Annotated in this window: 14 protein-coding genes and 2 pseudogenes; 8 read left to right on the forward strand and 8 right to left on the reverse strand. The window is 70.4% G+C overall.

The annotated features are described in order from the left end of the window. Nucleotides 1-101: 101 nt before the first annotated feature. The 3 genes and pseudogenes from WME83_RS05635 to WME83_RS05645 form a co-directional block, all read right to left on the reverse strand. A pseudogene (locus WME83_RS05635) lies at nucleotides 102-1,338 on the reverse strand (FAD-dependent monooxygenase). Between the two features lie 369 nt (nucleotides 1,339-1,707). Next, entirely contained in the window at nucleotides 1,708-3,051 is a 1,344-nt protein-coding gene (locus tag WME83_RS05640; protein WP_437318224.1) for a DUF1552 domain-containing protein, read from the reverse strand. Between the two features lie 832 nt (nucleotides 3,052-3,883). Next, entirely contained in the window at nucleotides 3,884-4,516 is a 633-nt protein-coding gene (locus WME83_RS05645) for a transposase (protein WP_437321970.1), read from the reverse strand. 1,120 nt (nucleotides 4,517-5,636) lie between these two features. On the opposite strand from WME83_RS05645, the gene WME83_RS05650 reads away from it, so the two are divergent. The 3 genes from WME83_RS05650 (at nucleotide 5,637) to WME83_RS05660 (ending at nucleotide 10,136) form a co-directional block, all read left to right on the forward strand. Further along, nucleotides 5,637-7,832, forward strand: coding sequence for a choice-of-anchor J domain-containing protein (locus WME83_RS05650; RefSeq protein WP_437318225.1), 2,196 nt, complete (start codon nucleotides 5,637-5,639; stop codon nucleotides 7,830-7,832). Nucleotides 7,833-7,842: 10 nt separating this feature from the next. Next, nucleotides 7,843-8,958 (forward strand): vWA domain-containing protein, encoded by a 1,116-nt coding sequence (locus WME83_RS05655; protein WP_437318226.1) that lies wholly within the window; start codon nucleotides 7,843-7,845, stop codon nucleotides 8,956-8,958. An 89-nt stretch (nucleotides 8,959-9,047) separates the two neighbouring features. Further along, complete coding sequence (locus tag WME83_RS05660; protein WP_437318227.1) at nucleotides 9,048-10,136, forward strand: hypothetical protein; 1,089 nt, start codon at nucleotides 9,048-9,050, stop codon at nucleotides 10,134-10,136. 784 nt (nucleotides 10,137-10,920) lie between these two features. Here the strand turns inward: WME83_RS05660 and WME83_RS05665 are convergent. Then, nucleotides 10,921-11,841, reverse strand: a complete 921-nt coding sequence (locus WME83_RS05665; RefSeq protein WP_437318228.1) for a hypothetical protein — start codon at nucleotides 11,839-11,841, stop codon at nucleotides 10,921-10,923. Nucleotides 11,842-11,956: 115 nt separating this feature from the next. On the opposite strand from WME83_RS05665, the gene WME83_RS05670 reads away from it, so the two are divergent. Continuing rightward, entirely contained in the window at nucleotides 11,957-12,874 is a 918-nt protein-coding gene (locus tag WME83_RS05670; protein ID WP_437318229.1) for a LysR family transcriptional regulator, read from the forward strand. A 97-nt stretch (nucleotides 12,875-12,971) separates the two neighbouring features. After that, on the forward strand, nucleotides 12,972-13,394 hold the full coding sequence (locus WME83_RS05675; protein WP_437318230.1) for a DoxX family protein: 423 nt from the start codon (nucleotides 12,972-12,974) through the stop codon (nucleotides 13,392-13,394). A 44-nt stretch (nucleotides 13,395-13,438) separates the two neighbouring features. On the opposite strand, the gene WME83_RS05680 is transcribed toward WME83_RS05675, so the two are convergent. Continuing rightward, complete coding sequence (locus WME83_RS05680) at nucleotides 13,439-14,071, reverse strand: hypothetical protein (protein WP_437318231.1); 633 nt, start codon at nucleotides 14,069-14,071, stop codon at nucleotides 13,439-13,441. A gap of 418 nt (nucleotides 14,072-14,489) precedes the next feature. Here WME83_RS05680 and WME83_RS05685 point away from each other — a divergent pair, with 418 nt between their 5' ends. Beyond that, entirely contained in the window at nucleotides 14,490-15,485 is a 996-nt protein-coding gene (locus tag WME83_RS05685) for a trypsin-like serine protease (protein ID WP_437318232.1), read from the forward strand. Between the two features lie 49 nt (nucleotides 15,486-15,534). On the opposite strand, the gene WME83_RS05690 is transcribed toward WME83_RS05685, so the two are convergent. Together WME83_RS05690 and WME83_RS05695 are read right to left on the reverse strand one after the other, a co-directional pair. Next, complete coding sequence (locus tag WME83_RS05690) at nucleotides 15,535-16,803, reverse strand: PAS domain S-box protein (protein WP_437318233.1); 1,269 nt, start codon at nucleotides 16,801-16,803, stop codon at nucleotides 15,535-15,537. A gap of 266 nt (nucleotides 16,804-17,069) precedes the next feature. Beyond that, nucleotides 17,070-19,490 carry an alpha-glucuronidase family glycosyl hydrolase gene (locus tag WME83_RS05695; RefSeq protein ID WP_437318234.1) on the reverse strand — a complete coding sequence of 807 codons (2,421 nt, stop codon included), beginning with the start codon at nucleotides 19,488-19,490 and terminating at the stop codon, nucleotides 17,070-17,072. A 433-nt stretch (nucleotides 19,491-19,923) separates the two neighbouring features. Between WME83_RS05695 and WME83_RS05700 the strand changes: the two are divergent. Both WME83_RS05700 and WME83_RS05705 read left to right on the forward strand, forming a co-directional pair. Then, nucleotides 19,924-20,256, forward strand: a pseudogene (locus WME83_RS05700) (hydroxylamine reductase); the annotation flags it as partial. A gap of 71 nt (nucleotides 20,257-20,327) precedes the next feature. Next, nucleotides 20,328-22,040 (forward strand): delta-60 repeat domain-containing protein, encoded by a 1,713-nt coding sequence (locus WME83_RS05705; protein ID WP_437318235.1) that lies wholly within the window; start codon nucleotides 20,328-20,330, stop codon nucleotides 22,038-22,040. Nucleotides 22,041-22,140: 100 nt separating this feature from the next. Here the strand turns inward: WME83_RS05705 and WME83_RS05710 are convergent, their stop codons facing one another. After that, the gene (locus WME83_RS05710; protein WP_437318236.1) at nucleotides 22,141-23,997 is read right to left on the reverse strand and encodes a lamin tail domain-containing protein; all 1,857 of its coding nucleotides are present in this window, start codon (nucleotides 23,995-23,997) and stop codon (nucleotides 22,141-22,143) included. Nucleotides 23,998-24,255 lie beyond the last annotated feature (258 nt).

The following is a 24,255-nucleotide window of genomic DNA, read 5'->3' on the forward strand; positions in this document are numbered from 1 at the left end:
GAAACAAGGGCTGAGGTGGACAGGGGTCCAGACCCGCCGCCAGGGCGGGCCTGCTCGCCTCATCGCCGCGCGACCGGGTGTGACGCGGGCGGCCGAGCGAGCTACGCCCCCGCCGGCGGCCCGAACCACGTGGTCAGGGCCTCACGAAGGCCCTTGTCCGTGCCGTGTCCCACCCACGCAACGTATCCATCGGGGCGGATCAACACGGCCCTCGGCGCCGCGACCGCGCCGAGCACCGGGAGCGCCCACACCCCGGCGTAGCGCGCGTCGACCCGCTTCACCCGATCCGCCCAGGGGCCGAGGTCGAGACTCCCGGGCTCATCGAGATCGAGCAGCACCGGCCGGGCCTCGTGCAGCAGCGTGAACACCCGCCGTGGCCCGCCCTCGGTCTCCACGTCCAGATCGGGCATGCGGCGCCCGAGCAGCGGGTGTCCCGCGCCGAGGTCGTAGCGGATGTCCAGACCCGAGATCAGCCCGGCGTACCGCTTGCGCGCCTCCTCGAGCGCCAACAGCTCGGCCATGGTCTCGCGCAGGGCCTTCGTCCGCTCGTCGCCCCGATGGACCGCCGTCGCCGCCATGGTGTGCTTGAGCACCCGCGCCCCGACCGGGTGCCGCTCGGCCTGGTAGGTGTCGAGCAGGCTCTCCGGCGACGTCCCGTGGACCACCTGCGCCAGCTTCCACTTGCCGGATCTCCCTCTCGCACAGCACCGCCCGCACCCGCTTGCCGTCCTCGAGCGGCCCGATGCCATAGACACCCTTGTCCCCCTGGCGGATGCCCAGCGCGGGCTCGACCATCTCGCCCTCGGCCACCAGGTAGCTGACCGACGGCTCCCACCCCGGGAAACCGATCCCGGCCTTCTTGCGGATCAGGCTGCGCCCACCGTCACATCCGACGAGGTACGCCGCCCGCAACGACCGCCCATCGGACAGCGCGACATCGACCCCCGCGTCCTCCTGGGCGAACCCCGTCACCTCACACCCGCGGTAGCTCGGCACCCCGAGCTCCTCGACCCACGCGGCGAGGATGCGCTCGAAGTGCTTCTGCCACAGCGCCAGCCCGTAGTTACGGCGCGTCGGAAAGTCGCTGATGTCGAGGGGCGTCGTCGCGAACGACGCTGTCTGAGCGACCTTCCCTTCCGCGAGGAAGCGATCCGCGATCCCGCGCTGATCGAGCACCTCGATCGTGCGTGCGTGCAGCCCTCCTGCGCGCGACCCCGCGAGCTCCCGACTCTCGCGCCGCTCGACGATGGCGACGTCCACCCGCGCCAGCGCGAGCTCCCCCGCCAGCATCAGCCCCGTCGGCCCCCCACCAGCAATGACCACTGTGTGCTTCGTCATGGCCAGGGAGTGTGCGGCATGATCCAGGGCTTCCAGCAAGCCCCCATGTCTGATATACGCTTGCAGCGGGAAGGGGAAAACATGGCCTTCCCCCGCGCGCTCCGTGCGTGCGCCCCCCGCGAACCACGGCGCGCAAATTCGTCGTTGCCCCGACGAAAAAGGGCGCAGCGAAGATCCGCGTCCCGGACGCCCGGCGCCCTGCGCTCGGCGGCGCCGCTGCTGGTGCGCGCGCTCGAGCGGGAGACACGGGGCACCTCCGGCGAGCCGGCGGTCAAGGATGGCTCGCGCCCGCCGCTCGCGCCGGCGGCGAAGCTCGCCTTCAGCCAGGCATCGCGGGACTCGCCTTCAGCCAGGCATCGCGGGAAATGCCTACGTGAGGTTCGTGAGCGGCCCGGTGCAGTACCGGGGGTCGCCGAACGTGGTCCGGGTGTCGCCGAACAGGTTCAAGATCGAGACGAGCAGGTTGTTGTGCGGGAGGCTCGGGTAGCGGACCCAGCGCCCGGTGCGCAGGCCCCCGCCGCCGCCGGCCAGCAGGAACGGCATGTTCGTCTTCGCGTGGGTCGGCGGATGCGAGATCTCGGAGCCGAAGAAGACGACGCTCTCGTCGAGCAGCGAGTGCCCGCCCATGTCGACCTTCTCCATCTCCTGCAAGAGATAGAGGTGCTGCTCCGAGTACCAGGTGTAGATGAGCTCGCACTCGGTCGGCCTGAAGCCGCCCATTTCCTGGTAGAAATGGTGGTGCTCGGTCAGGTTCAGCCACGGCAACGTGTACTTCGCCTCGGTGTCGCTCCACTGCAGGGTGCCGACCGCGGTGATGTCGCAGGCGAGCGCCATCACCAGCATATCCATCATGAGCTTGCCGACCTTGGGGATCGCCGCGTCGGTCGAGGTGTCCTTGATCGAGCCGGGGTCGTCCGAGTTGAGCCCCGCGCTCGGGTTGTAGTCGGACGTGTCGACCAGATCCGGGGGCTGGCAGGCGCTCGTCGTGGCCGGCAGGTTGCTGAGGCTCATCTCGATCTCGCGGATCTTCGTGAGGTGCTGGTCGATCTTCTGCCGGTCGGCGGCGCCGAGCCGCGCGGAGAGGGCGGCGTAGCGCCGGTCGAGGAAGTCGAGGATCGATCGCTTCCGCGCGAGGCGACGGGCGGCGTCGTCGCTGGCGCCGGGGTCCAGCGTGCCGAAGAGCTCGGAGAAGATCTCCACCGGATCGAGGCGCGGCGGGATGGGGCTGTACGGCGCGGTCTCCTCGAAGTTGGCGATGTTCATCGGCGTCATCAGGCCGTGGGACTTGCCCGTCGCCCAGCGCACCGCGAGCTGGATGCTCGCCTCCGCCGTCCGACCGGCGGAGATCCGGGAGGCGATCACCTGATCGATGGACGGCCCCTTCCCGTAGCCGCTCGGGGAGCCCTCTTGAGGCGTGCCCGTGAGCCAGGCGATGATCCCGGCCTGGTGCTGCTCGCCGCGCGCGCTCTTCATGTCGAGGCCGTCGAGGACGAGCAGGCGGTCCTGCACCGGCGCGAGCGGCGCCAGGATGGGGCCCAGGGTGAAGCTCGTCTCTGTGCCGGTCGGACGCCAGCGGTCGATCAGGGTCCCGCCTGGCGTGTAGACGGCGAGGAAGCGCCGGGCGGGCGCGGGTTGCGCGCGCGCCGGGCGCTCGGTTCCCATGATCTCCAGCCACGGCAGCGCGACGGCGATGGCGCCGGCGCCTCGCAGCATGGCACGTCGGCTCAAGCGGAATTTCGACATACCCTACCCCTCCTGTCACGCAGCCGTGTCGTGGAAAGCATCCGTCTTCGTGAGCTCGCTCAGGAGCTGCTTCACTTTGTACCCTGACGCCTTGAAGGCGGCCTTGACGGCCGTCTGGTGCGCTCGTCCTCGGCGCGCAGGGTGAGACGGTTTCACCAATGGCAGTAGCAGATCGCCATCGGACCGGCTCACCACGAGAGCAGATATTGCCGGAGCGAAGTTTTTCTGTCGCGGCGTGAGCCTGCTGCTCACCGCGACGTGGCATGCCTCCCAGCAGGCGGCATCCTTCTGCGGCGACCCCTGCGGCTGCGGCCCGATGGGGTGACGGCCGCCACCCTGGCGCCGCCAGGGTGAGGCGCTCCTGAAGTCCGCGGAATCACAGCATCTCGGTCGCCCGCCCGCCCCCGGATCGAGGACATCCGCGCGCCGTCCATCTCGGTTGACGCCAGTCATGTAAACGCTCACATTCGCCACCAGGTAGTCTCTGGCGTTGCCATGGATGGGTGCGTGGCAGCGGGCGCCGAACGGCGTGGGCACGTGGTCAGATGCTGGTCCCGGTTCAGGTTGACCCGACCGCCGTGGCGCGTAGGTAAAAGAAGCCGGAGCGCAGCGCGAAGAAGTGGTGCGCCGCAAACCGAAAGGGTGGGGCCGCGAGCGTCGTGATGGCTCGGTCCTGGGCCGAAAGAGCGTGGTCCGGGCGGCGCCGAGCGCGCTACGGGGGCGCATCGGCGTGGCGTGGGCACACGTGTCCGTCCGGGCGTTGGTCTGGCCCGGGAGGCGCGACGCGAGACGCTATACGGCGTCACCGAGCGCCTTGCGGCGCAGAACGGTGCTCTTCCAGTACGGCGGCCGCCGCGTGGACGCTGGGAGAGCGTGCTGGGACGTCGGTCGGCTCGCCGAGCGCGGAGAGGAAGCGGGCGATGTTCCTTGGCTCGGTCACCATGGCGACGAGCTTCATCCGCCCCTTGCAAGCTGGGCACTCGAGGACGTCGATGGCAAATGTGCGGCGCAAGAGCTCGGCGCGGTTCGTCGATCGCCCGATAGCCGCCACGCTTGCGTTTCGAAGCGGCGTCTTCGTCCGCCTTCGTAGGCTCTTGTGGCTTCGCAGGGCGCGGTCCGATGCGATTGCGCGCCAACGTGGGCGACTTGCCGAGGCGAGCACGCCCGCGTACTTGACGGTGTGAAAGCGCGGCGGCGGGACGATGGCTGCGAGGCGGCACAAGAGCGAGAGCGGATCCATGTCCACCGCGACAGTCCCGTCAGCGAAGGCGCGCTTGAGCGAGAGCCGCACCAGGCCGTCCTGCTGCGGCTCGACGCGCTCCTTTGCGATCGGGGGTCGCAGCACGTAACGCAGCAGCGCCTCCCTCGCCGCGGCATGGTGCGCACCGGCGCGCGTCGCTGCGTGCGAGGTGAAGCCATCGAGCGCAGCGCACAGCGGCTTGTGAGCTCGGTGCCGTCTTCGTGATAAGCCCCGTCGAGGAAGACCACGTGCAGAAGCGAATTGAGCCGCATGTCGCCGGACGTGCGTTGCACGACGGTCACCGCGCCGCTCTTGACCGCGCCGCTGAAGCCTCGGCGCGCACCGCGCTCTTCGTAGAACCGCTCCACGCTCTCGACGAAGATGCGGGTCAGCACGCCGAACAACACCCCGTCCTGGGCGAACCTGCGCCGGCTATCACGGTCGCGACTCACGTGAGCGCAAAGTCGCCTACCACATCCGCGGGTTTCGATACCTGTTCTTCTTCGGCACCGTGTCCATCGCCGAAGCGCGCAGGAGCCGGCTCGGCCTGTGCCAGACCGCGATGCGCACGAAGAAGGTCGCGAAGCTCCGGCGATCGAAGTTCCGGCGTCGTCCCGGGCGCGGTCATCACACGCACTGCGTGCCGGTCCGGCGGTGACCATCGATCCGGACATCTCGCCGCATTTGGGCAGTGCCGAAGCCGTCAACGAGGCGTTGCGTGCGCTCGTCGGAGCAACCAAACACATGCGGCGGACGGGCTCATAAGCGAGAGCTCGACGCCGTCGCACCACCTTCGGCTTCCACGGTGGCAGCCGAAGGCAAGTCCACCATCCTTGAAGGGAGCCGCCGAGCCCGCCGATCCTGGCTCCACAGGGGCACCGCGGCCGGCGGCCTCCGGGCGCGCTGGAGGGGGCGAGAAACCTCGCAACGTGGAAGCGTAGCACGGCGGCTCGGGAATGCGAGGCGCGGGACCATCGCCATCGCGGGCCCCGTCATTGGCGCCCGATGGCCGTGGAGTCAGCTGCTGCTCGTCGGCTGGCGAGCTCCGGCGCCTGGCTGCATTTCGCGCAGAGGTCGCGACGGCGATGGGTAAGATCTTCATCGAGGAGATCGCGAGAGTCCAGCGACAAGCAGCGGCAACGAGCGGACCCAGCACGGGGGGCGGCTTGCCCACGATCGGCGTCATTTTTCTCCCCCTGCCCGCGCGGCTTCAAGTTGTGTTACATTAGCGGCGAGGCTCATGTTCGGTCGCATCAGAGACGTTCTTCGGTGTTTGCCCTTGCTCCCCGCAGTGTCGATCGCCGCATGCTGCAGCGTGGGCGAGGCCCCCGTCAGCACCGACAGCGGCGACGGCGGCGGCGGCGCCGCGGGCGGCGTTGATCTCGGGCCCTGCGGTGTGGACTGTGCGCAGCTCGAGACACCGCAGTGCACGGTGGCGGTATGCAACACCGGGCAGGTGCTCGGTCCACTGAACACTTGCATCGTGGTCCCATCTCCAAGCGGAACCGCGTGCGACGACGGCAGATTCTGCACCACCGGCGAGGTCTGCGACAACGGCACCTGCGTTGGCGGGCACCGGAACGACTGCGGGGTCACGCCCTCTCCGTGTTCGGCCGTCATTTGCTACGAGGAATCGAAGTCCTGCGATGTTACGCCGGTGAACGACGGCACCCCATGCACCCCGACGGACCTTTGCCAGATCAACGGCGTATGCCGCATCGGTGAATGCGTGGGCGAGCGGAAGAACTGCACGTTCTCCCCGCTGAACGAGTGCAACACGGTGGCGTGCGATCCGGCCACGGGCCAGTGCGCGGGCACACCCGACCCCAGGAAGGACAACACGCCGTGCGTGCTCACGGGAGACCTCTGTAGAGTCAACAGGACATGCGCGGCCGGGCAATGCGTGGGCGGCGTGCCCAAAGATTGCTCGGCGCTTGACGTGAGGTGCGACATCGGCGTGTGCGACCCCGACACCGGCCTCTGTGACCGGGCACACGCGCCGGTCGGTACCGCCTGTACCGAGGGCATCCCCGAGTGTCATGTGGGCGCATGCAACGCGAAGGGCACGTGCGAATCCGCATCGGCGGCCGATGGCAGCGCGTGCAACGACTACAATGCCTGCACCGATGGGGACAGATGCATGGCCGCCACTTGCGAGGCGGACACACCGGTCGCCGGCTGTGTACTTTACCTCCACGCGGACTTCGAAGCCTGCCCGAATGACTGGACCCTCGGCGGCGATTGGGAATGCGGCGCGCCCGCGAACGTGGGGCCACCCGCGGCCCACCTCGGCAACGGGGTCATCGCCACGCAGCTCCGCGGTGTGTACCACGTAAACCAGAGCTTCAGCACCGCTGTCGCGGACTCGCCGCCCATCGACCTGGCTCAAGCAACCAACCCGATTCTTTCCTTCTGGGCGTGGGACCACACCGAGGGCGGCACCTACGACGGCTGGAATCTGAAAGTCAGCACCAACGGCGGGCGGAGCTTCACCCAGGTTACGACGGTGACTCCGGCCTACAGCCTGACCATCGCCGGTCAACCCACGTGGGGCGGTGATCACTCGGCGCAAGGCTGGCAGAACTACACGGCGGATCTGACCGCCTACGCCGGGCAGTCGATCATCCTGCGCTTCGCCTTCCGCAGCGACGGCGCGACCGTCTTCCCGGGTGTCTACATCGATGACGTCGTCGTCGCGGAGCCGCTGCAGATCCCGCTCTTTGTGACCACGCCATCGTCGCTCGCGGACGTATATGCGGGAATGGCCTACTCGGCACAGATCGTCAAAGTCGGCGGCACGAGCAGCGCGGTGTGGAGCATCAAGCCAGGCGGCATGAACACGGCCTGGCTCACGATCGATCCTGTGACCGGGTTGCTCCAGGGCACGCCTTCGGCGGCAGAGACAGGGCCGGTGAGCGTCACCGTGCACGTCGAGGAGCCGACGTTGCCCTCGAATTTTGCGGAGCAGACGTTCACTTTCACCGTCAAGCCCAATTCGTACTACACGAGCTTCGAGGGCGCGTGCCCGGACGGCTGGACGCTGACCGGCGATTGGCAGTGCGGTGTCCCCATCAACGTGGGCCCCGCGACGGCGTACGTGGGGACGCAGTGCGTCGCCACGCAGATCGCCGGCCCTTACACCAACCACCAAACGTTTGCGGGAACGACCGCCACCTCACCGGACATCGACCTCACCGCCGCGTCGAGCCCGATCCTCACGTTCCGGATGTGGGTCGATACCGAGGGCTCGACGTACGATGGCGCCAACCTGCAGATCAGCACCGACGGCGGGATGACCTACTCGGTCGTCAACAGCGTCCTGCCGGCGTACCCGCTGCTCATCGGCGGCCAGCCCGCGTGGGGTGGTCACCAGTCCGGGCTCGGCTGGCAGCTCGTGCAAGCCGATCTTTCGGCCTATGCCGGCCAGATCATCCGCCTGCGGTTCAGTTTCCAGAGCGATTCCTCCGGGACCTCCCCCGGCGTCTACATCGACGATATCTTCATCGATTGAGGCACAGTCCATGAGCCGCCTTGCAAGAAGCCACCGGCACCTTTTCGTATCACTCACCCTGTCCTGCATCGCCGCCGCGTGGTCGGGCTGCGCGACGGCATCCGACAGGCCCACGACGGGGACGAGCAGCACGAGCCAGAGCTCATCCTCCGGGAATGGCGGCTCGGGAGGCACCGGGGGGCAGTACGCCAGCGATGGTGACGGCGGCGGCGGCGGCGGTGAAACGGGCGCCTGCACCTCCACGAGCGCAGAAGCCCACCGCATCGCGCTCGACATCGTCTTCCTCATAGACCAGTCGGGCAGCATGACGGGCGAGAAGTGGACCGGGACCACCAGGGCCTTGAGAACGTTCTTCGAAGATCCGGCATCGGGAGGCATCGGCGCCGGCATGGTCTACTTTCCGACCCAAGAGCCGGACGACTGCGATGTCACACACTATATGGTCCTCGACGTGCCCATCGATTCGCTGCCGGGGCACGGATTTGCCTTGACAAACTCGATGCCCGCCGACGCCACGGGGGTTGGTACACCCACCTACGGCGCGCTCAAGGGGGCGCTCATGGCGGCGACCGCCTACCAGGACGCGCACCCGACGCACAAGGTCATCCTCGTCCTCGCGACCGACGGCGATCCCAACGGCTGTGAGGGGCAGTCGATCGACGAGATTGCGAACCTCGCCAGGAACGCGCTCAACTACAACGGTGTTCTCACCTATGTCATCGGCGTGTCCGGCTCGACGATCGCGACCCTCGACAAGATCGCGGCGGCGGGCGGGACGACGGCGGCCTATGACATCACGCGGGACATCAGCGAGTTCTCCGCGAAGATGGCCGAGATTCGCACTGCGGAGCTCGGGTGCGATTTCGAGATCCCGCCGCCGCCGAATGGCCAGGAGCTCGACCCGAACATCGTGAACTTCACCTATACGCCGAACGGCATGGGTACGCCGAAGCTCTTGCCCCGCGCCGACGATCTTGCCGACTGCAATGACCAGCCTGGTTGGTATTACGACAGCAACATCGCTCCCAGAAAGATCGTCCTCTGCCCTGCGTCTTGCGCCACGGTGCAGGTCGACATCAACGCGAAGGTCGCCGCCCTCTTCGGGTGCCAATCGGTGGTCAATTGAAGCACACGTGCTCTTATTGTATCGTCGCTGAGCAGCGCGAAGTCTGCGCCGGCCGTGCTTGAGCTCTAAAGTAAGTATTACTCCGGGAAGTGCAGGACAATATGCTTGGGATCCATCGAGTCTTTTTCTCCCTCGCGCTCGTGACCACCGTGGCCGCGGGCTGTGGTGGCGACGCGGATACAGCGGGCAGCGGCGGCAGCGGGCAGGGGGCGACTACCTCCTCCGTGAGCTCCACAAGCAGCAGCAGCAGCAGCAGCAGCAGCGGCGGCAGCGACGTGGAGACGAGCTGCCCGACGAGGGAGGGCACGGTGCTCGCCATCACGGCGCTCCATTTCGGCGAGGGCAACAGCGGGGAGTGGAAAAAGGTCGGCTTCAACCTCGACGACCGAGTGTCGATCGCGGCTTCGAACGACGTGTGCACTCCGAACGCGGACGGTCTGCCTGCTACGGCATACCCCGACGGCGACGACGGGATCGACAACTCGTTCGGGAAGAACCTCCTGCCCACGATCCTCTCACTGTACCCAACGTGGACGACCGATGCTAACAACGGCATCCGGAACGGCGTCTTCACCGCGCTGCTGAAGATGTATTGCCTGCCTCCGACGGGCGATGTCCCCGCGCTCGTCACCACGCTGGTCGGCGGGACCTCGCTCGGCACGAGGCCGAAGCTCGACGGGACGGACAAGTGGCCGGTCGAGCCCGGACTCCTCAGTGATCCCATGGATCCGGAGTCATCGACGATCGCCTTCGAGAACAGCTCGGTGACGGGCACGACGTTCGACTCGGGAAAGAACGTGACGATCATCCTCACGATCCCGTTGAAGACGAGAACGGCGAGCACGTCGATCAAGCTGACCTTGCGTGCCGCGCGGATGACCATGACCCTCGCCGCGGATCGTAAGAGCGCGACGGGCGGCATGATTGGCGGCGTGCTCAACACCGAGGAGTTCGTGACCGAGCTCAAGAAGGTCGGCTACCTGCTTAATCTCTGTGGTAGTGACGTGTTCGATAACATGGTGACCCAGATCCGGCAGGCATCGGACATCATGGCCGACGGCAGTCAGGATCCGAACCAGACGTGCGACGGCATCACCATGGGCCTCGGGTTCGAGATGACAGAGGCGCAGCTCGGCGACGTTGGGGCGGCAAACCCGGTGGGGATGGTTTGCCCGTGATGGCGGAGTACCCCAAACGCAGGCTGATGTGGCCGCCCGCGCGGGGGGCGTGCCCCAGTCTTTATACAAGGTCATGGGTCCACCTTCCGAGGCTTTCAGCAGGGTCATGGGCAGCCTAGCAGACCCGACCCGCGTGAGCAGATGCTCGGCGACGCGGCGCATGAAGTGATAATCGAGCGTGCCCGGGAGATCAGAGGCACCGTGATAATGTGGGTTCCGGAGCGGGCTATCGCCCATTGGCGGCGCCATGGCGGAGTGGCGGGCCGGGGGTCGGCGGGCCGCGACGCTCGCTGCCGCGGCGGCGGAGGCGCTCGCCGAGCCCCCGGCTCGCGCTCGATATGTCGGCGCGCGAGAACGCAGAACGCGAGCGCGCAGCGTTGCAGGAGGAGATCATCCGGGTGCAGCAGAGCCGGCTAGCGGAGCTGTCCACGCCGATGATCCCGATCACCGAGCCCCAAGCTTGCTCACCGTTCCGGTGCCACCGGCAGCCCGAGCAGCTGACCGATCGCCTCGTGCACGACCCGGGCTGCCTCCGGGTCCCCGAGGGCGACGGCTCGGCTCAGGGTGGCGGCGAGCGACGCAACCACGGCGGCTCGAGGCGATGGATCGACCGTCGCGAGCTCCCCGGGCCCAGGGCTCGGCGGTTGGGCCCGGGTTGGGGCCATGCCACCCGAGGGGGTGCGATCCGTCGTCACGCCCCCCCGAAATCCCGCCGAAGGTAACGGATCGCGACGGTTCGACACCGCGGCGGAATCCTGGCGGGATTTCCGACGCGCGGAGCTCACTACCGCAGGCGCAGCTGCACCCCCAGCATCCCCGTGAGGCCGCCGCTCGGCAGCGTCGCCTTGGGCTTCGGGGGCCCGTGCAGGTCGGTCTGATGGATCCGCACGAAGGCCTCGGCGCTGCCGAGGAGGGCCACGCTGCCCTCGGCGGGCCACGCGAGGTCGATCGCCGTGCGCGTCCCGAAGGTCCACCCGTGCCCTGTCTCCTCCGGCTTCTTCGGGTCGTTCGGGGAGGCGATCACCCACTCGGCCGCGGCCTGGATCCTCGCGCGCACGAGCGCGTCGAGCGGCGCGACGGGCGCGGCGATGCCGCCGCCGACCCCGAGCCCGAGCCACTGGACGGACAGCTCCGGGGCCGGCTCGCGCAAGGTCGTGGCATAGGACGCCGACAGCGTCCCGAAGAAGCCCGAGCGCCGGTCGAGCGCCGTGGCCATGGCCCAGCCGCCGGCGCAGGCAGGGCCGCCCTCGACCCCGCTGCCGGCGAGCCCGCCGACGCCAATGAACCAGCCGAGCGGGCGCGGCGGCGTCGCTTCCGCGGCCTGCTCGGCGTCGGCCTGCTCGGCGTCGGCCTGCTCGGCGTCGGCCGGGGCGCCGGCGCGCTCCGACGCCAGCGCCGCGACCAGGAGCCCCGCGGTGCGGTAGCGGTCGGGCAGCGGATCCTCCTCGCGGAACTCGATCTCGCGCGACGACAGCGTGCCCCCGGGCGCGCCGAGCGAGGCGACGTCGACCCGCAGGCGGCGGTGGTCCGGCCCGTCCAGCCAGACGACGGCGAGCGCCCGGACCGGGGTCCCGGTGCGCTTCGGGTCGCCGAGGGCGCACCCGCCGCCCCCGGCGGCGCGGGAGCACGCCTCCACGAGGAGCGCCGGGAGCTCGCCTTGCACGGCAGGGCCCGACGCGATGTCGACGACGATCGGGGCCGCCACGATAATTCTACCCGGGGCCGACGCTACCGGAGGGGGAGGGGCGAAGGCAAGCCGGAGCCGCCCCGGTCCTCGCGGCCCCGGGTCTCGTTCTCCCTTGCGAACAATCCGCTCCGCCGTGCACCGTGGGCGCATGCTCGACCCGCTCTTCGACGATCTGCCCGCCATGCTGTGCTTCGCCCGCGTCGTGGAGCGCCGCTCGTTCACCGCGGCGGCGGCCGAGCTCGGGGTGTCGAAGTCGATGGTGAGCACCCGGGTCGCGCGCCTGGAGGAGCGCCTCGGCGAGCGGCTGCTCGTGCGCACCACGCGCAAGCTCACCGTCACGGACGCCGGCATGAACCTCTACGCCCGCTGCGCGCGCGTGCTCGAGGAGGCCGCGGCGGCGGTGCGGGGCGCGTCCGACGCCGACCGCGGCCGCATCCGGCTCAACGCGCCGGTCACCTTCGCGCAGATGTACCTGGCGGAGCCGCTCGCGCGGTTCCTGCGGTCGACCCCGGGGGCGCACGTCGAGCTCATGCTGAACGACCGGCTCGTCGACCTGGTGGAGGAGCGCGTGGACCTGGCCATCCGGATCACGAAGCTCAAGGACTCGAGCCTGGTCGCGCAGAAGCTCGCCGCGACCGCGCTGCACGTGGTCGGCGCGCCCGGCTACCTCGAGCGGCGGGGGCGGCCCGAGCAGCCGGAGGATCTCCTGCGCCACGACTGCCTGCGCTACCTCCACCTGCGCGTCGAGGACGAGTGGCGCTTCTACGGCGCCTCGGGGCGCATCTCCGTGCCCGTCTCCGGCCCGCTCACGGCGAGCAACGGGACGGCGCTCCGCGAGGCGGCCGTGTCCGGGATCGGCCTCGCGGTGCTGCCGCGCTTCATGGTCGACGAGGATCTCCGGGCCGGGCGCCTCGTCACGCTGCTCGACGCCTTCGCGCCGCGGCCCATGGGCATCTACGCCGTGCACGCCGCCGGCCGGCGCCCGCCCGCGCGGGTGCGCCGGCTCATCGATCACCTGGCCGCGGCGTTCCGCGGCGTCTCGTGGGCGTAGGGGCGGATCGTTCTCCCCGGAGAACAATTCGTTCCGAGGCGCGCTCTACCGCCGCGCCGCGCCGGGGCTTACTCCTCGGGGCATGGAGGCATCACCCATGAACCGAATCGACACGATCCTCACCGCCCCCCGCTCGACCGACCTGGCCGCGCTCCTGTTGCGCCTCGGCCTGGGCGCCGTGTTCCTGGCGCACGCGCTCGCCAAGCCGCTCGTGTTCACGCTGCCCGGCACCGTGGCGTTCTTCGCGGCGAGCGGCTTCCCGGGCTGGACGGCGTACCCGGTGTTCCTCGCCGAGCTGCTCGGCGGCGCGGCGCTCCTGGCCGGGCTCCGGACGCGCGCGGTCGCGCTGGCGCTCCTGCCCGTGATGGCCGGCGCGCTGCTCGTGCACCTCCCGAACGGCTGGATGTTCTCCGGCCAGGGGGGCGGCTGGGAGTACGTCGCTTTCTTGATGATCGGGCTCGGCGCGCAGGCGTTGCTCGGCGACGGCGCGTTCGCCGTCAGCCGGCTCCAGCGCGGCTGACCCCACCCGCGGCGGAGCGCCGCCGGCCGGCGGCGCTCACGCGATCACTGCGCAGCGGGCGGAGGGAGCTTGACGTCCGCGACGTTGCAGGACGTGCAGGCGGGGCCCTCGCCGTTGGGCTGCAACTCACCGTAAAGGATGCTGCGCTCGAAGCTCACGAGCTCGCGTTGCGTGTCGGCGTCGATGACGCTGACCGAATAGACGTCCCCGTCCTCGAGCTCCTTGCCGAAGTCCGGCGAGTAATCGATCGAGAGCTCCCACTGCGTGTTCGTCGGGTCGTCATCGAAGAGCGAGAAGCCGAACCGCCCGCCATCGACGCTGGCGGTCGCGGCGTTGGTCGGGCCCGGCGAGCTCCGCGAATCGCCCGGATCCGAGCCGAGCGTCGCTTCCCCGCAGCTCCCGTTCCTGCAGGCCCGGACCTCGATGCGCGCCGGCGCGCTCACGGCGAGCCCGATCGGCCCCGAGATGTGGGCGCCGTCCGAGCAGCCGACGTCGTTGCCGTTGCACAACGGACATCCGGCGACGAGCGCGGCGAGCGCGAGCAGGGCCGTCACGGCGGCGGCCGCGCGCAGCGCCGCCCGGCCGCGCCTCCCGCCTCCCGCGCGGGTGCCCGCGCGCCGCGTGGAGGACGGCTCGATGCTCCGGATGGTCGCGGCCGAGATGTCGGTTTCCTTCATGATACCCTCGTTGGCGCTGACGAACGCGCCGTGGGGCAGAGTACGACTCAGCGGGGCTCACTTCTCGGCGCAGCACGGTTCCGGCGGCCGCGCAGCGCGCTTGCGCAAAGCTTCGCACAAGTGAGCGGGGCCTCGCGCAACCGAGGGCGCTCCAGCGCGCCGCGGTGCGCGACGCGGGGCGGTCGTGCATCGCAGATCCGTCGCCTGATGCGCGGCGCGCGCGGCGCCCGAGGGCCGCCGGCCTCCGCGCCCAAGGGGTGGCCCCACGCTTGCTCTCCTCGCCGACACCCGGGCTCGACCGGGGACGCAGGATCGAGCCTGCCTTCATCGAGGCCGCTGGGCCTCGATCCTGCGGCGCCGTTCATCACCAACACAGGGCATGACCCGCTCATAGCCAACCGGATCAGGGAGACATCGTATGAACTCGACGCACGCCTTCGCAGCCGCCCTCTCGCTCTCTGTGCTCGCCACGAGCGGCTGCGCGATGGATACCGAGGCCCCGGCCAGCTCGGACGAGCTGGAGATCGAGGGCGAAGGCGAGGTGAGCGAGGCGCCGCAGCCGCTCACCGACTCGCCCGCGACCACCGCGGAGCCGTGGATCGTCAACCTGGCGTTCACCGGCATCGGCGCCCGCTGCACGGCGTCGGTCCTCACCGAGCACTGGCTGCTCACCGCCGCTCACTGCGTCGACAGCCTGTCCACGGGCGCGCTCACGACGGTCAGCGTCAGCACCCGCAACAGCGCCGGCTCGGTCGTGAACGTCTACAGCGGCAACGCGCGGACGTACCAGCACACGTTTTACGATTCCGGGATCACGCCGGACGTCGACAACGACATCGCGATCGTCCGGCTCACGGGCGCGACCGGCGTCAACCTCAGCGTCACCGGCACGGCCAGGCTCTTCGGCTACACGTCGCCGTGGACGTCGACCTCGACCAGCGAGCGCGAGTTCTCGATCATCGGTTATGGCCTGTCGGGCCCGGCCTGCACCGGTTCGGACAGCACGAAGCGCATCGCCACCGGCTTCGTCATGGACAAGGAAGGGTTCGATGTCCGCACGATCAAGTCGCTCTACGCGAGCAGGCACACCTGCGACGGAGACTCGGGGGCGCCCTGGCTCCTCACCCGGAACGGGGTGCGCTCGATCGTCGGCGTCCACTCGGGCCGCTACTACGATGTGTCGGCGCGCTTGATGAAGCAGCAGGCCGCGCTCCTGCCGCCGAAGCGGAGCTGGATGTACGAGACCTCGAAGAACACGGGGCTCATGCTGGACTGCGGCACCGTGTGCACCGAGCGCGTGTACGACCCCGAGCCGCCCCCCGGCCCCGCGTGCCCCTCGGGATTCCACTGCTGCGAGGGCGGCGGCGGCACGACCTGCAATCAGTGCTTGCCGAACTCGGTCGCTTGCCCCTGAGGGCCCGTGGACCCGCGGCGGCGGCGCGGGCGCCGGCGGGCGCGCCGCGTCAGCGCGCGGCGCCGGCCGGGCAGCGCGAGAGCGCGTAGCGCAGGGCGTTCTGGAGCAGGCCGAAGGTCATGAACGCCCCCTCGGCGCCGCCGATCTCGGTCATCGTCCGGGCGATCGCGGGCGAGATCCCCGAGACGAGGCACCTGCTCCCGAGCAGGCTCGCCGCGCGCACCACGGCGAGCAGGTGGGACACGGTCGCGGCGTCCACGGCGCTGACGCCGGTCAGGTCGAGGACGGCATAACGCGCCTGCGTGCGCACGATCTCGGGGAGGAGGCGCTCCATGATCTGCGCCGCCCGCGCGGTGTCCACCGTCCCGATGACCGGCAGCGCGAGGACCCCCTCCCACGCCTGGATGATCGGCGTGGACATGGCGAGCATCGTCTCCTGCTGCTGCCGCAAGAGCGCCTCGGCGCGCTCGCGCTCGGCGTTCTCCTGCGCGAGCATCCGGTTCTTCTGCTCGAGCTCCTCGGCGTCGGCCTCGCGGCGCTGGAGCGACTCCCTGAGGTCGCCCTCCAGCCGCTTGAACGGCGTGATGTCCCTCGCCGTCACCGCGACGTCGTCGTCGCTCAGCGGGATGATCTGGTAGTGCAGCCAGAAGCTCGCGCCGTCGGGCCCGCGGAACTCGATCACCTCGAGCACCCGCTCGCGGGTCCGGAGGGCGCGCTCCATCAGCGCCACGACCCCCACCTGGCGGGTCTCCGGCGTGATCTCGTCGACGGACCGGCCGATGACGGCCTCGCGCGGCCTCCCGAACATCTCGATCAGCTTGGCGTTGGCCTCGGTGAACTCGAAGTCCCCGTCCGCCCCGCGCTCGCCCGGCGCGCGCCGGAGCACGCAGAAGACGTCCAGGCTGCCGTCGATCGCCGCCCGGAACCGGGCCTCGGTCGCGATCAGCGCCTCCTCCGCGCACTTGCGGTCCGTGACGTCGCGCGCGACGAAATAGACGACCTGCGCCTCCTGGTTGGCCGATGAGTTCCACTCGATCCATCGGTACGAGCCGTCCCGGCACCGGTAACGGTTCGTGAACGTGACGCTGCCGGTGCCGGCGAACGCCTGCGCCGACTCCGCGAGGGTGCGCTCTCGATCGTCGGGATGTACGAAGTCGAGGAAGGGCCTGGAGAGGAGCTCTTCGCGCGAGTAGCCGAGCGTGCGCTCCCAGGCCTGGCCGATGCGCTTGAAGTGCCCGTCGAAGCCGGCGATGCCCACCAGATCGACGGACAGCTCGAAGAACCGGCCGAGCTCGTCCAGCTGCCATGATTGCGTCATGTACCGTCTATCCGTATCAGCTTCGGCGCTGAGCGTCGACTCACCGCGCCCTCGACAGGGGGCCAGGTCACATGGCCCCGCGCGCGGCCCCGCGGCGTCGCCGGGGGACGAGGAGGATGCCGGGGCACCTGGTCGCCCCCGGCGCGCCGGTGCGCGTGGCGAGAGATTTGGAGGGGCGCGGCGGCGCGCCGCACAGCCCGGTTGCTACCGATGATCGGGTGTCGATCCGCTGGCCGCTCGGGCCGGGCCGCGCCCGCCGGGCGAGCTCAAGGGAGGATGGCCGGCGACGGCTCCCCCGTGTAGACCTGCGAGCAGCGGGGCTTCTTTGCGTCGGTGGGGCAGCGGAGCCCCTGGTAGAAGCTCAGCGAGTTCGCCGGAGGGGCATAGCCGCTCGGGACCTCCAGCCTCCCGACCTGGGCGAAGTAGGTGAGGCACGCGTCGCGCCACCAGCGCGCCTCGTAGTGCTGGATCTGCAGGAAATCGGCCACGTCTTTGAAGCGCTTGGCGTCGACGCGGCCCTCGACGGACGTCCACGCCTCGCGCAGGAGCCCCACCCCGTCCACGCCGAGGCTGTAGCGATGGACGAGCTCCTCCCAGACCGTCCGCCCGGAGCTCAGCTCGTCCTGCCAGCCGACTTTGTGGAAGAAGAGCAGAAGGTCGTCAGGCACCGTGTCCCGACTTCCGAACTGCTGCCCCACGGGCCCGAAGTACTGGGCGACCGCGTTGCTGCCCGAGGGAGATCGGTTGAAGCCGATGCCGTTCGCGTCCGCCTTGTGGTAGTAGACCGGGTTCCACTCGGCGCGGCTCAGGTTGTTCACCCACGGGGCTGGCCCGTAGTGGTGGTCGCTGCCCATGATGTGGACGAGGCCGAGCGGCGTCATGTAGTCGACGAGCGTCTGGTGAGAGCTCATCATCATCTGAACGACCGGCTCGACGACGGCGGGGTCGTTCGAGAACGTCTGGCGGACCCACTCTTCGGCGATGGCCTCCGCGGAGAGGTCCGGATTCCAGGCCATCCGCCCGAACACGTACCAGTTCGCCTGGTTCATGTGGGACCCGGTCCAGTTCGCGTCGTCGCCGACGTTGGAGACGCCCGCGATCGCGGTGGTCGCGTAGTCGTGGAGGGAGCCGTCGATGACCCGCGCCACGGTCGAGCCCTCCCCGTTCGCGTGGGTGTCCGCCCTGAGGACCTCCTCGTAGAGCGGGCCGAGATAGGCGAGGTGCGTGTCTTCGCCGAGGTACTCCTTGGTGATCTGGAGCTCGAGGGCCAGCGGCGTCTTCGGCATCGCCCCGAACAGCGGATGGAACGGCTCTCGAGGCTGGAAGTCGAGGGGGCCGTTCTTGGCTTGCACGAGGACGTTCGCCTTGAACTTGCCGTCGAGGGGCTTGAACTCTTCGTACGCCTGCTTGATGCGGTCCGGAGGGCTCGTGTCCGAGTAGACGAAGGCGCGCCACATCACGATGCCCTTGTGGGGCGCGAGGGCGTCGGCGAGCATGTTGGCGCCGTCGGCGTGCGTGCGGTTGTAGTCCTGCGGCCCCGGCTGACCCTCGGAGTTCGCCTTCACGAGGAAGCCGCCGAAGTCGGGGATCTGCTTGTAGATCTCGTCGACCTTGTTCGCCCACCATTGCTTGACGTTGGCGTTGGTCGGGTCGGCCGTGCTCAGGTTGCCGATCTCGACCGGAGCGCTGAAGCGGGCCGTGAGGTAGACCTTGATGCCATAAGGGCGGAAGACGTCGGCGAGCGCCTTGACCTTCGTGAGGTACGACGGCGTGAGGACCTGCGCGTTGGCGTTCACGTTGGTGAGCACGGTCCCGTTGATGCCGAGGGAGGCGTTGGCCCTCGCGTAGTCCTTGTAACGGGGGGAGAGCGTGCCCGGCAGCGCGCTCCAGTCCCAGATGGAGCGGCCCGCGTAGCCGCGCTCCACGCTGCGATCGAGGTTGTCCCAGTGGTTCAGGATGCGATGCTCGATCTTGGGAGAGCCCGCGAGCGACAGGCCGGCGAGGGCGCTGTGGCTCTGGAGGTGCCGGAGGAGGGCGTAGGCGCCATAGAGCACGCCGACCTCCGTGTTGCCCGCCACGGCGATCACCGATTGGCCTCCCACGTCCGCGGCCTCGACGAGGTAGCCCTCGGGGCCGAGGTCGCCGAGGCGGGCCGCGAGCGGGAGGCCCTTGATGATGTCGGAGGCGGCCGTGCCGATCACCACGGCGCCCGGGCCGTCGACGGCCGCGCCGGTCTCGACGGCCCCGCCGGTGAGGCCGCTCAGGCCCTTGACCAGCTCGGCCTCGGCGATGTCGAGGCTCGCGCCGCTGCCCGATTTGACGACGCGCTTGAAGGCAGCCTGGTACTCGGCGAGGCGCCTCGGAATCGGGACCTTCGGGTACCGGAGCCAGAGGTCTGCTCCGGTCTCGTCCGGCAGGGAGTCCGGCAGGGGGTACTCCTCGTCGGAGCCCAGCATTCCGCCCTCGCCTCCGGCGCCATCGCCCCCGGCGCCGGTCGTGGCGCCGCCGCCCGAGCCGACGCTCGTGCTCGTCGGGCCGGTCGCCTCGGTGGAGCCCCCCGCCGAGCTGGACCCGCCGCCGCTGCCGGTGGTGCCGTTCGGCCCATCGCCGCCGCCCGAGGAACAGGCGCTCGCGAGCGCGACGCCCAGGAGCCCGACGAGGAGGAGCGGGGCTCTCCGGATCGTCATCGAAGGGGACCGCTTTGCCGGCGGTGGGCCGGAGCGATTTGAAAACTCATTTTCCGAAGGAGGCGTCATCTGCATCAGCCTTTCCAGTGGAGGGGGCCAGGGAGAAGCAAGACCAAAGCGGTTTGCCGGCGTCAAGGGTGAATCGCGGCGCTCGTCTCGGGCCGACACGGAGGCTCCGGCTCGACTCCCACCGTTTGCGCCCATGCGCGATGATTGCGCCTCGGCCGGCACGGGGGAGCGCCGGAGACCCGGGCTTCACCCGTGCCTTTCGGCCCGAGCCCCGGCGCGCGCCGGCGGCACGATCGTTGATTGAGCTCATGGCCAGTCGAGGGCGCGCGCCGCGAGATGCTCCCGGCGCACGCGTATCCGAAGCTCGCGGCCCACCCGAACCTCGCCGGCCACTACGGCTCTGCACGGCAGCACCAGAAATACGCACCTCGGCTTGCCGCGGCTGCTCGACATGGGGCAATGCAACGACGCCTACGGCGCCATCCGCGTGGCCGGCGCGCTCGCCCAGGCGTTCGGCTGCGGGGTGAACGATCTGCCGCTCACGCCGGTGATCTCGTGGCTCGAGCAGAAGGCCGTGGCGGTGCTCCTCACGCTGCTCAGCCTTGGCGTGAAGGGCATCGTGCTCGGGCCGCGCCTGCCGGCCTTCCTCTCGCCGAACGTGCTGCGGCTGCTGCAGGAGCGCTACGACCTCCGGCTGACCAGCCGGGCGCCGTCCACGGATCTCTTGCAGCTGCACCGGGCGCCCGCGCGCGCCTGAGCGCCCGCGCGGGAGCGCCCGCGGCCGCCGTCTCGACGCGGTGGCGCGGGTGGCCTAGCCTCTTCGATCCCGTGAGCCGCACACCCCGTCGAAACCCCGCCTTCCTGGCCTGCATCGCCGCCCATGCGGCCCTCCTGGGGGGCGCCGCGGCGCTCCTCGGCTGCGAGGCGCTCCTCGGCATCGAGGACGTGTCGCTCGACCCGGGCGCGGGCGGCGGCGGCGCCAGCGTGTCGTCGTCCTCGGCCTCGACCTCGACGCACGGCGGGGGGCCGGCCGAGGGCGGCGGAGGGCAGGGGGGCCAGGCCCAGGGCGACTTCACGTTCGCCATCCAGTCGACCGGGGTCAACGTCCCGTACAACGGCGTCAATCACGTCGACGTCGCGATCACCCGGATCGGCGGCTTCGACGGGCCGGTCGAGGTCGACGTGCAGGCGCCGCCTCCGGGCCTCGTCGCCACGGCGATCACCATCGCGCCCGGCAGCAGCGCGGGCAGGCTGGAGGTCGGCGCCTCCGGGGCGCTCACGCTGGGCACCGCGTTCGACCTGGAGCTCGTCGCGACCTCCGGCGGGACCGTGCGCACCGACACCGTGCGGGCCGTGGTCACGGGAAAGCCCGGCACGCTCGACGAGAGCTTCGGCGAGGCGGGCATCTCCGCCTGGAACCTCGGCTCCGACGGCGGGGGCCTCTACGACATCCGGCAGACGGCGCAGGGGAAGATCCTCACCGCCGGCAACAGCATCGACGGCCTCGGCGGGGCCCGCCTCGAGGGCTTCCGCCTGCTCGGCGACGGCGCGGCCGACGCGTCGTTCGCGGGCGGCAGCGTGTCGGAGCGCTTCTGCGGGTGCACGAAATACCAGGAGCTCCGCGGGATCACGCGGCTCCTGAACGGCGCCGTCTTCCTCGTCGGCTACGCCCCCGGAGACGCGACGGACGACATCGCCTTCCTCCGCTACCGCGACGACGGGACCCTGGACCGCGTCGACTCGGCCAACACGGGCATGGATCTGCTCGATCTCGGCGGCGAGGAGCGCGTCGCGGCCATGGATCTGTCGGCCTCGGAGCGGCTCCTCGTGACCGGCCAGCGCGACGGCCAGCTCTTCGTGGCGGCCATCAACCCCACCTACGGGTACCTCGACCGCGACTTCGGCACGGAGGGCTGGACCGTCCCGTCCATGGGCAGCCCGGGCGCGAGCGCGGGCGCGGCGCTCGCGGCGGGCGCGCGCGGCGCGGCGCTGGTGGCCGGCTGGGTGGAGGACGGCGGCGAGCGGGACCTCGTGCTGCTGGAGCTCACCGCGGACGGCGCGGTCGGCGGCCTCGGGATGATGCGGGTGACGCGCGCCGGCCTCCAGGAGCCGGTCGCGATGGCCGTCCAGCCCGACGGCCGAATCCTCGTGGCCGCGCGGAGCGAGGAGGCGGGATCGAGCGACTACCTCGTGGTGCGGTTCGAGGCGGACGGCACGATCGACGAGACCTTCGGGGAGGACGGGCAAGCGCTCGCCGGGGTTCCGGGAGGCGCGGCGGTCGACATGGCGCTCCAGCTCGACGGCCGCATCGTGGTCGCCGGCAACGTGGGGGAGCACGCGGCCAGCCGGCCCACGCTCGCGCGCTTCCTGCCCGACGGCGCGCTCGATCCGACGTTCGGCGAGAACGGGGTGCAGGAGGTGTTCCTCGGCGAGGAGAACGCCGTGCAGTCGATGACGGTCGCGGCCGACGGCAAGCTGCTCGTGGCCGGCACGCGGCAGACGTTCCCCACGTACGGCCTCGTCGCGCGGCTCTGGAACTGAGCGCGGGCGCGCTCCGGCCGCGGCGTCGCGAGGGCCGCCCGCCTGGCGCGGCCGCCGCTGCCGGGCGCGGCGGGGGCGGCGCCCGGCGGGCCGCTGCGGCTCAGAACGGCGAGCCGTCCACGCGCGTGCCGGGCGAGCTGTCGCTCGCGGCGAGGGCGGTGTGCAGCGCGAAGGGCTCTCCCGGGGTGGCGTCGGGGTCGCGGTTCATCGAGACGCCGTCGGCGGAGAGGGTCGCGTCGTAGGTCATCGCGTCCACGGTGGCGCCGGACGCGTCCTTGAGCGTCACGTCGTCGCCCGCGTTGGTGAGCCCGAGGAGCCCCGTGGACGCGGCCACGGCCCAGCTCGCGCCCGGGGGCACGGCCGTCGCGCCGCCGTACACAACGATGGCCGCGTCGGGCGCGAGCGTCGTCCCGGCGGCGAAGGTGTGCCGCACCGACACGCGGTCGGAGAGCGTCCACCCGCCGAGGTCGGCGGCCGACGCGCCGAGGTTCACGATCTCGACGAACTCGCTGGCCGTGACGCTGTCGGGCTCGTTGGCGAGGATCTCGTTGAGGAAGACGGCGGCCGCGCCCGGCGTCGGATCGACGGGGGACGTGTCCACGGGGATCAAGAAGTCGCGCACGACGCCCATGTGCTGCATCTGGGGGGCGCCGCTGTCGGTCGCGAGGGCGGGGCTGAGCTCCGCGATCGGCGTGTAGACGCGGGTGTCCGCCACGAGGCCGTTCGCGAAGCTGCTCTCGCCGAGCACGACGGCGGTCTCGTGCGCATCCAGGTCGTCGTCGACGAGCACCCAGTCGTACGGCTTGCTCCTGCCGGCGTTCGTATCGGCGTCTCCGTTCCTGTCGGCGGGGTAGGGGCCGGACGTGACGACGACCTCCGACAGGGTCGAGATGCACGACTCTGTCCGGGTGTCGGTGTTGAAGTCGCCGCCGATGACCAGGTAATCGCCCTCGGGCATGCGCTCGAGGAGGCGCTCGACGAGCTGCCGCGCCTCGGCCTGGCGGTCGCTCGAGTTGGAGGTCAGGAAGTGGACGCTGACGGCCCAGAGGTCGATCGGGCCGGGGATGTCGATGCGCGCCCAGGCGAAGTCTCGGTTGGGCGCCTCGCTGTCCTCCCACTCGCCGGCTTCGAGGATCGGATAGCGGCTCACGATGCCGTTCGGGATCTGCGCGCCCGCTTCGCGGTAGTAGCTGAACGTGCTGCCGAAGGTGTCGGTGACGAAGGTGCGGAGCGCGTCCGCGCTGTTGTTGCCGTAGTTGAGCTCCTGGAGCAGGACGATATCCGGTCTGACCCCCTGCATGATGCGCTGGCCGTGGCCGGGGTCGTAGCTCTGGAGGTTTCCGCTCGTGAGGTTCGCGGCCATGAGCCGGACGCGCACCGGGGGGACGTCCTCGCCGCCGCCGGAGCCGCCGGAGCCGCCGGAGCCGCCGGAGCCGCCGGAGCCGCCGGAGCCGCCGGAGCCGCCGGAGCCGGCCTCGCCGCCGGAGCCGCCGGAGCCGGCAGCGCCGCCGGAGCCACCGGAGCCGGCAGCGCCGCCTTGGCCACCGGCGCCGCCGTTGCCGCCTTGGCCACCGGCGCCGCCGTTGCCGCCTTGGCCACCGGCGCCGCCGTTGCCGCCTTGGCCACCGGCGCCGCCTTGGCCACCGGCGCCGCCGTTGCCGCCTTGGCCACCGGCGCCGCCGTTGCCGCCTTGGCCACCGGCGCCGCCGTTGCCGCCGTTGCCGCCCTGGCCGCCGCCACCGCCTTCACCGCCGGCGCCACCCCCGCCGCTGGCATCGCCGCCGCCGCCCAGCCCGCCGGCGCCCGCGGTGCCGCCCTCCCCACCCGACGATGCCGACGACGGGAGGTCTTCCCCTTCCACCGGCGGCGAATCGGCGCCGCAGGCGGTTCCGGCGACGGCGGACAGGAGCAAGGACAGCCGTAAGAGCAGGTGCCCCACGGTCAAGGAAGACAACACGCGCATCTCGTTGCACCGGACCTTTCTTGGTTTCCTTTCATGAGAGCATGAAGACGGGCGCGGCAGATACCCTGATCGTCGGCGAGGGCCCGATCTGAGACAATGGGAGCCCATGTGTGTGGAAGTCGCGTATTCAGCCTTCCGCCTGTTCCGTGGCGCGCCCCGGATCTTTCGTCCGCGGTATTTCGTCTGCCGTCTGCCGTCTGCCGTCTCCCGTCTTTCGTGCGCGTGCGCGTGCGCGAGATCGGACCCGGAGCA

Source organism: Sorangium sp. So ce385 (assembly GCF_051474135.1).
Classification (GTDB): domain Bacteria; phylum Myxococcota_A; class Polyangia; order Polyangiales; family Polyangiaceae; genus Sorangium; species Sorangium cellulosum_D.

Bases quoted from the DNA above. Each gene is read 5' to 3' on its own strand.
- WME83_RS05640 (WP_437318224.1), bottom strand. From the start codon at position 3,051: ATGCTGCGAGGCGCCGGCGCCATCGCCGTCGCGCTGCCGTGGCTGGAG.
- WME83_RS05655 (WP_437318226.1), top strand. From the start codon at position 7,843: ATGAGCCGCCTTGCAAGAAGCCACCGGCACCTTTTCGTATCACTCACC.
- WME83_RS05675 (WP_437318230.1), top strand. From the start codon at position 12,972: ATGAACCGAATCGACACGATCCTCACCGCCCCCCGCTCGACCGACCTG.
- WME83_RS05680 (WP_437318231.1), bottom strand. From the start codon at position 14,071: ATGAAGGAAACCGACATCTCGGCCGCGACCATCCGGAGCATCGAGCCG.
- WME83_RS05685 (WP_437318232.1), top strand. From the start codon at position 14,490: ATGAACTCGACGCACGCCTTCGCAGCCGCCCTCTCGCTCTCTGTGCTC.
- WME83_RS05690 (WP_437318233.1), bottom strand. From the start codon at position 16,803: ATGACGCAATCATGGCAGCTGGACGAGCTCGGCCGGTTCTTCGAGCTG.
- WME83_RS05695 (WP_437318234.1), bottom strand. From the start codon at position 19,490: ATGACGATCCGGAGAGCCCCGCTCCTCCTCGTCGGGCTCCTGGGCGTC.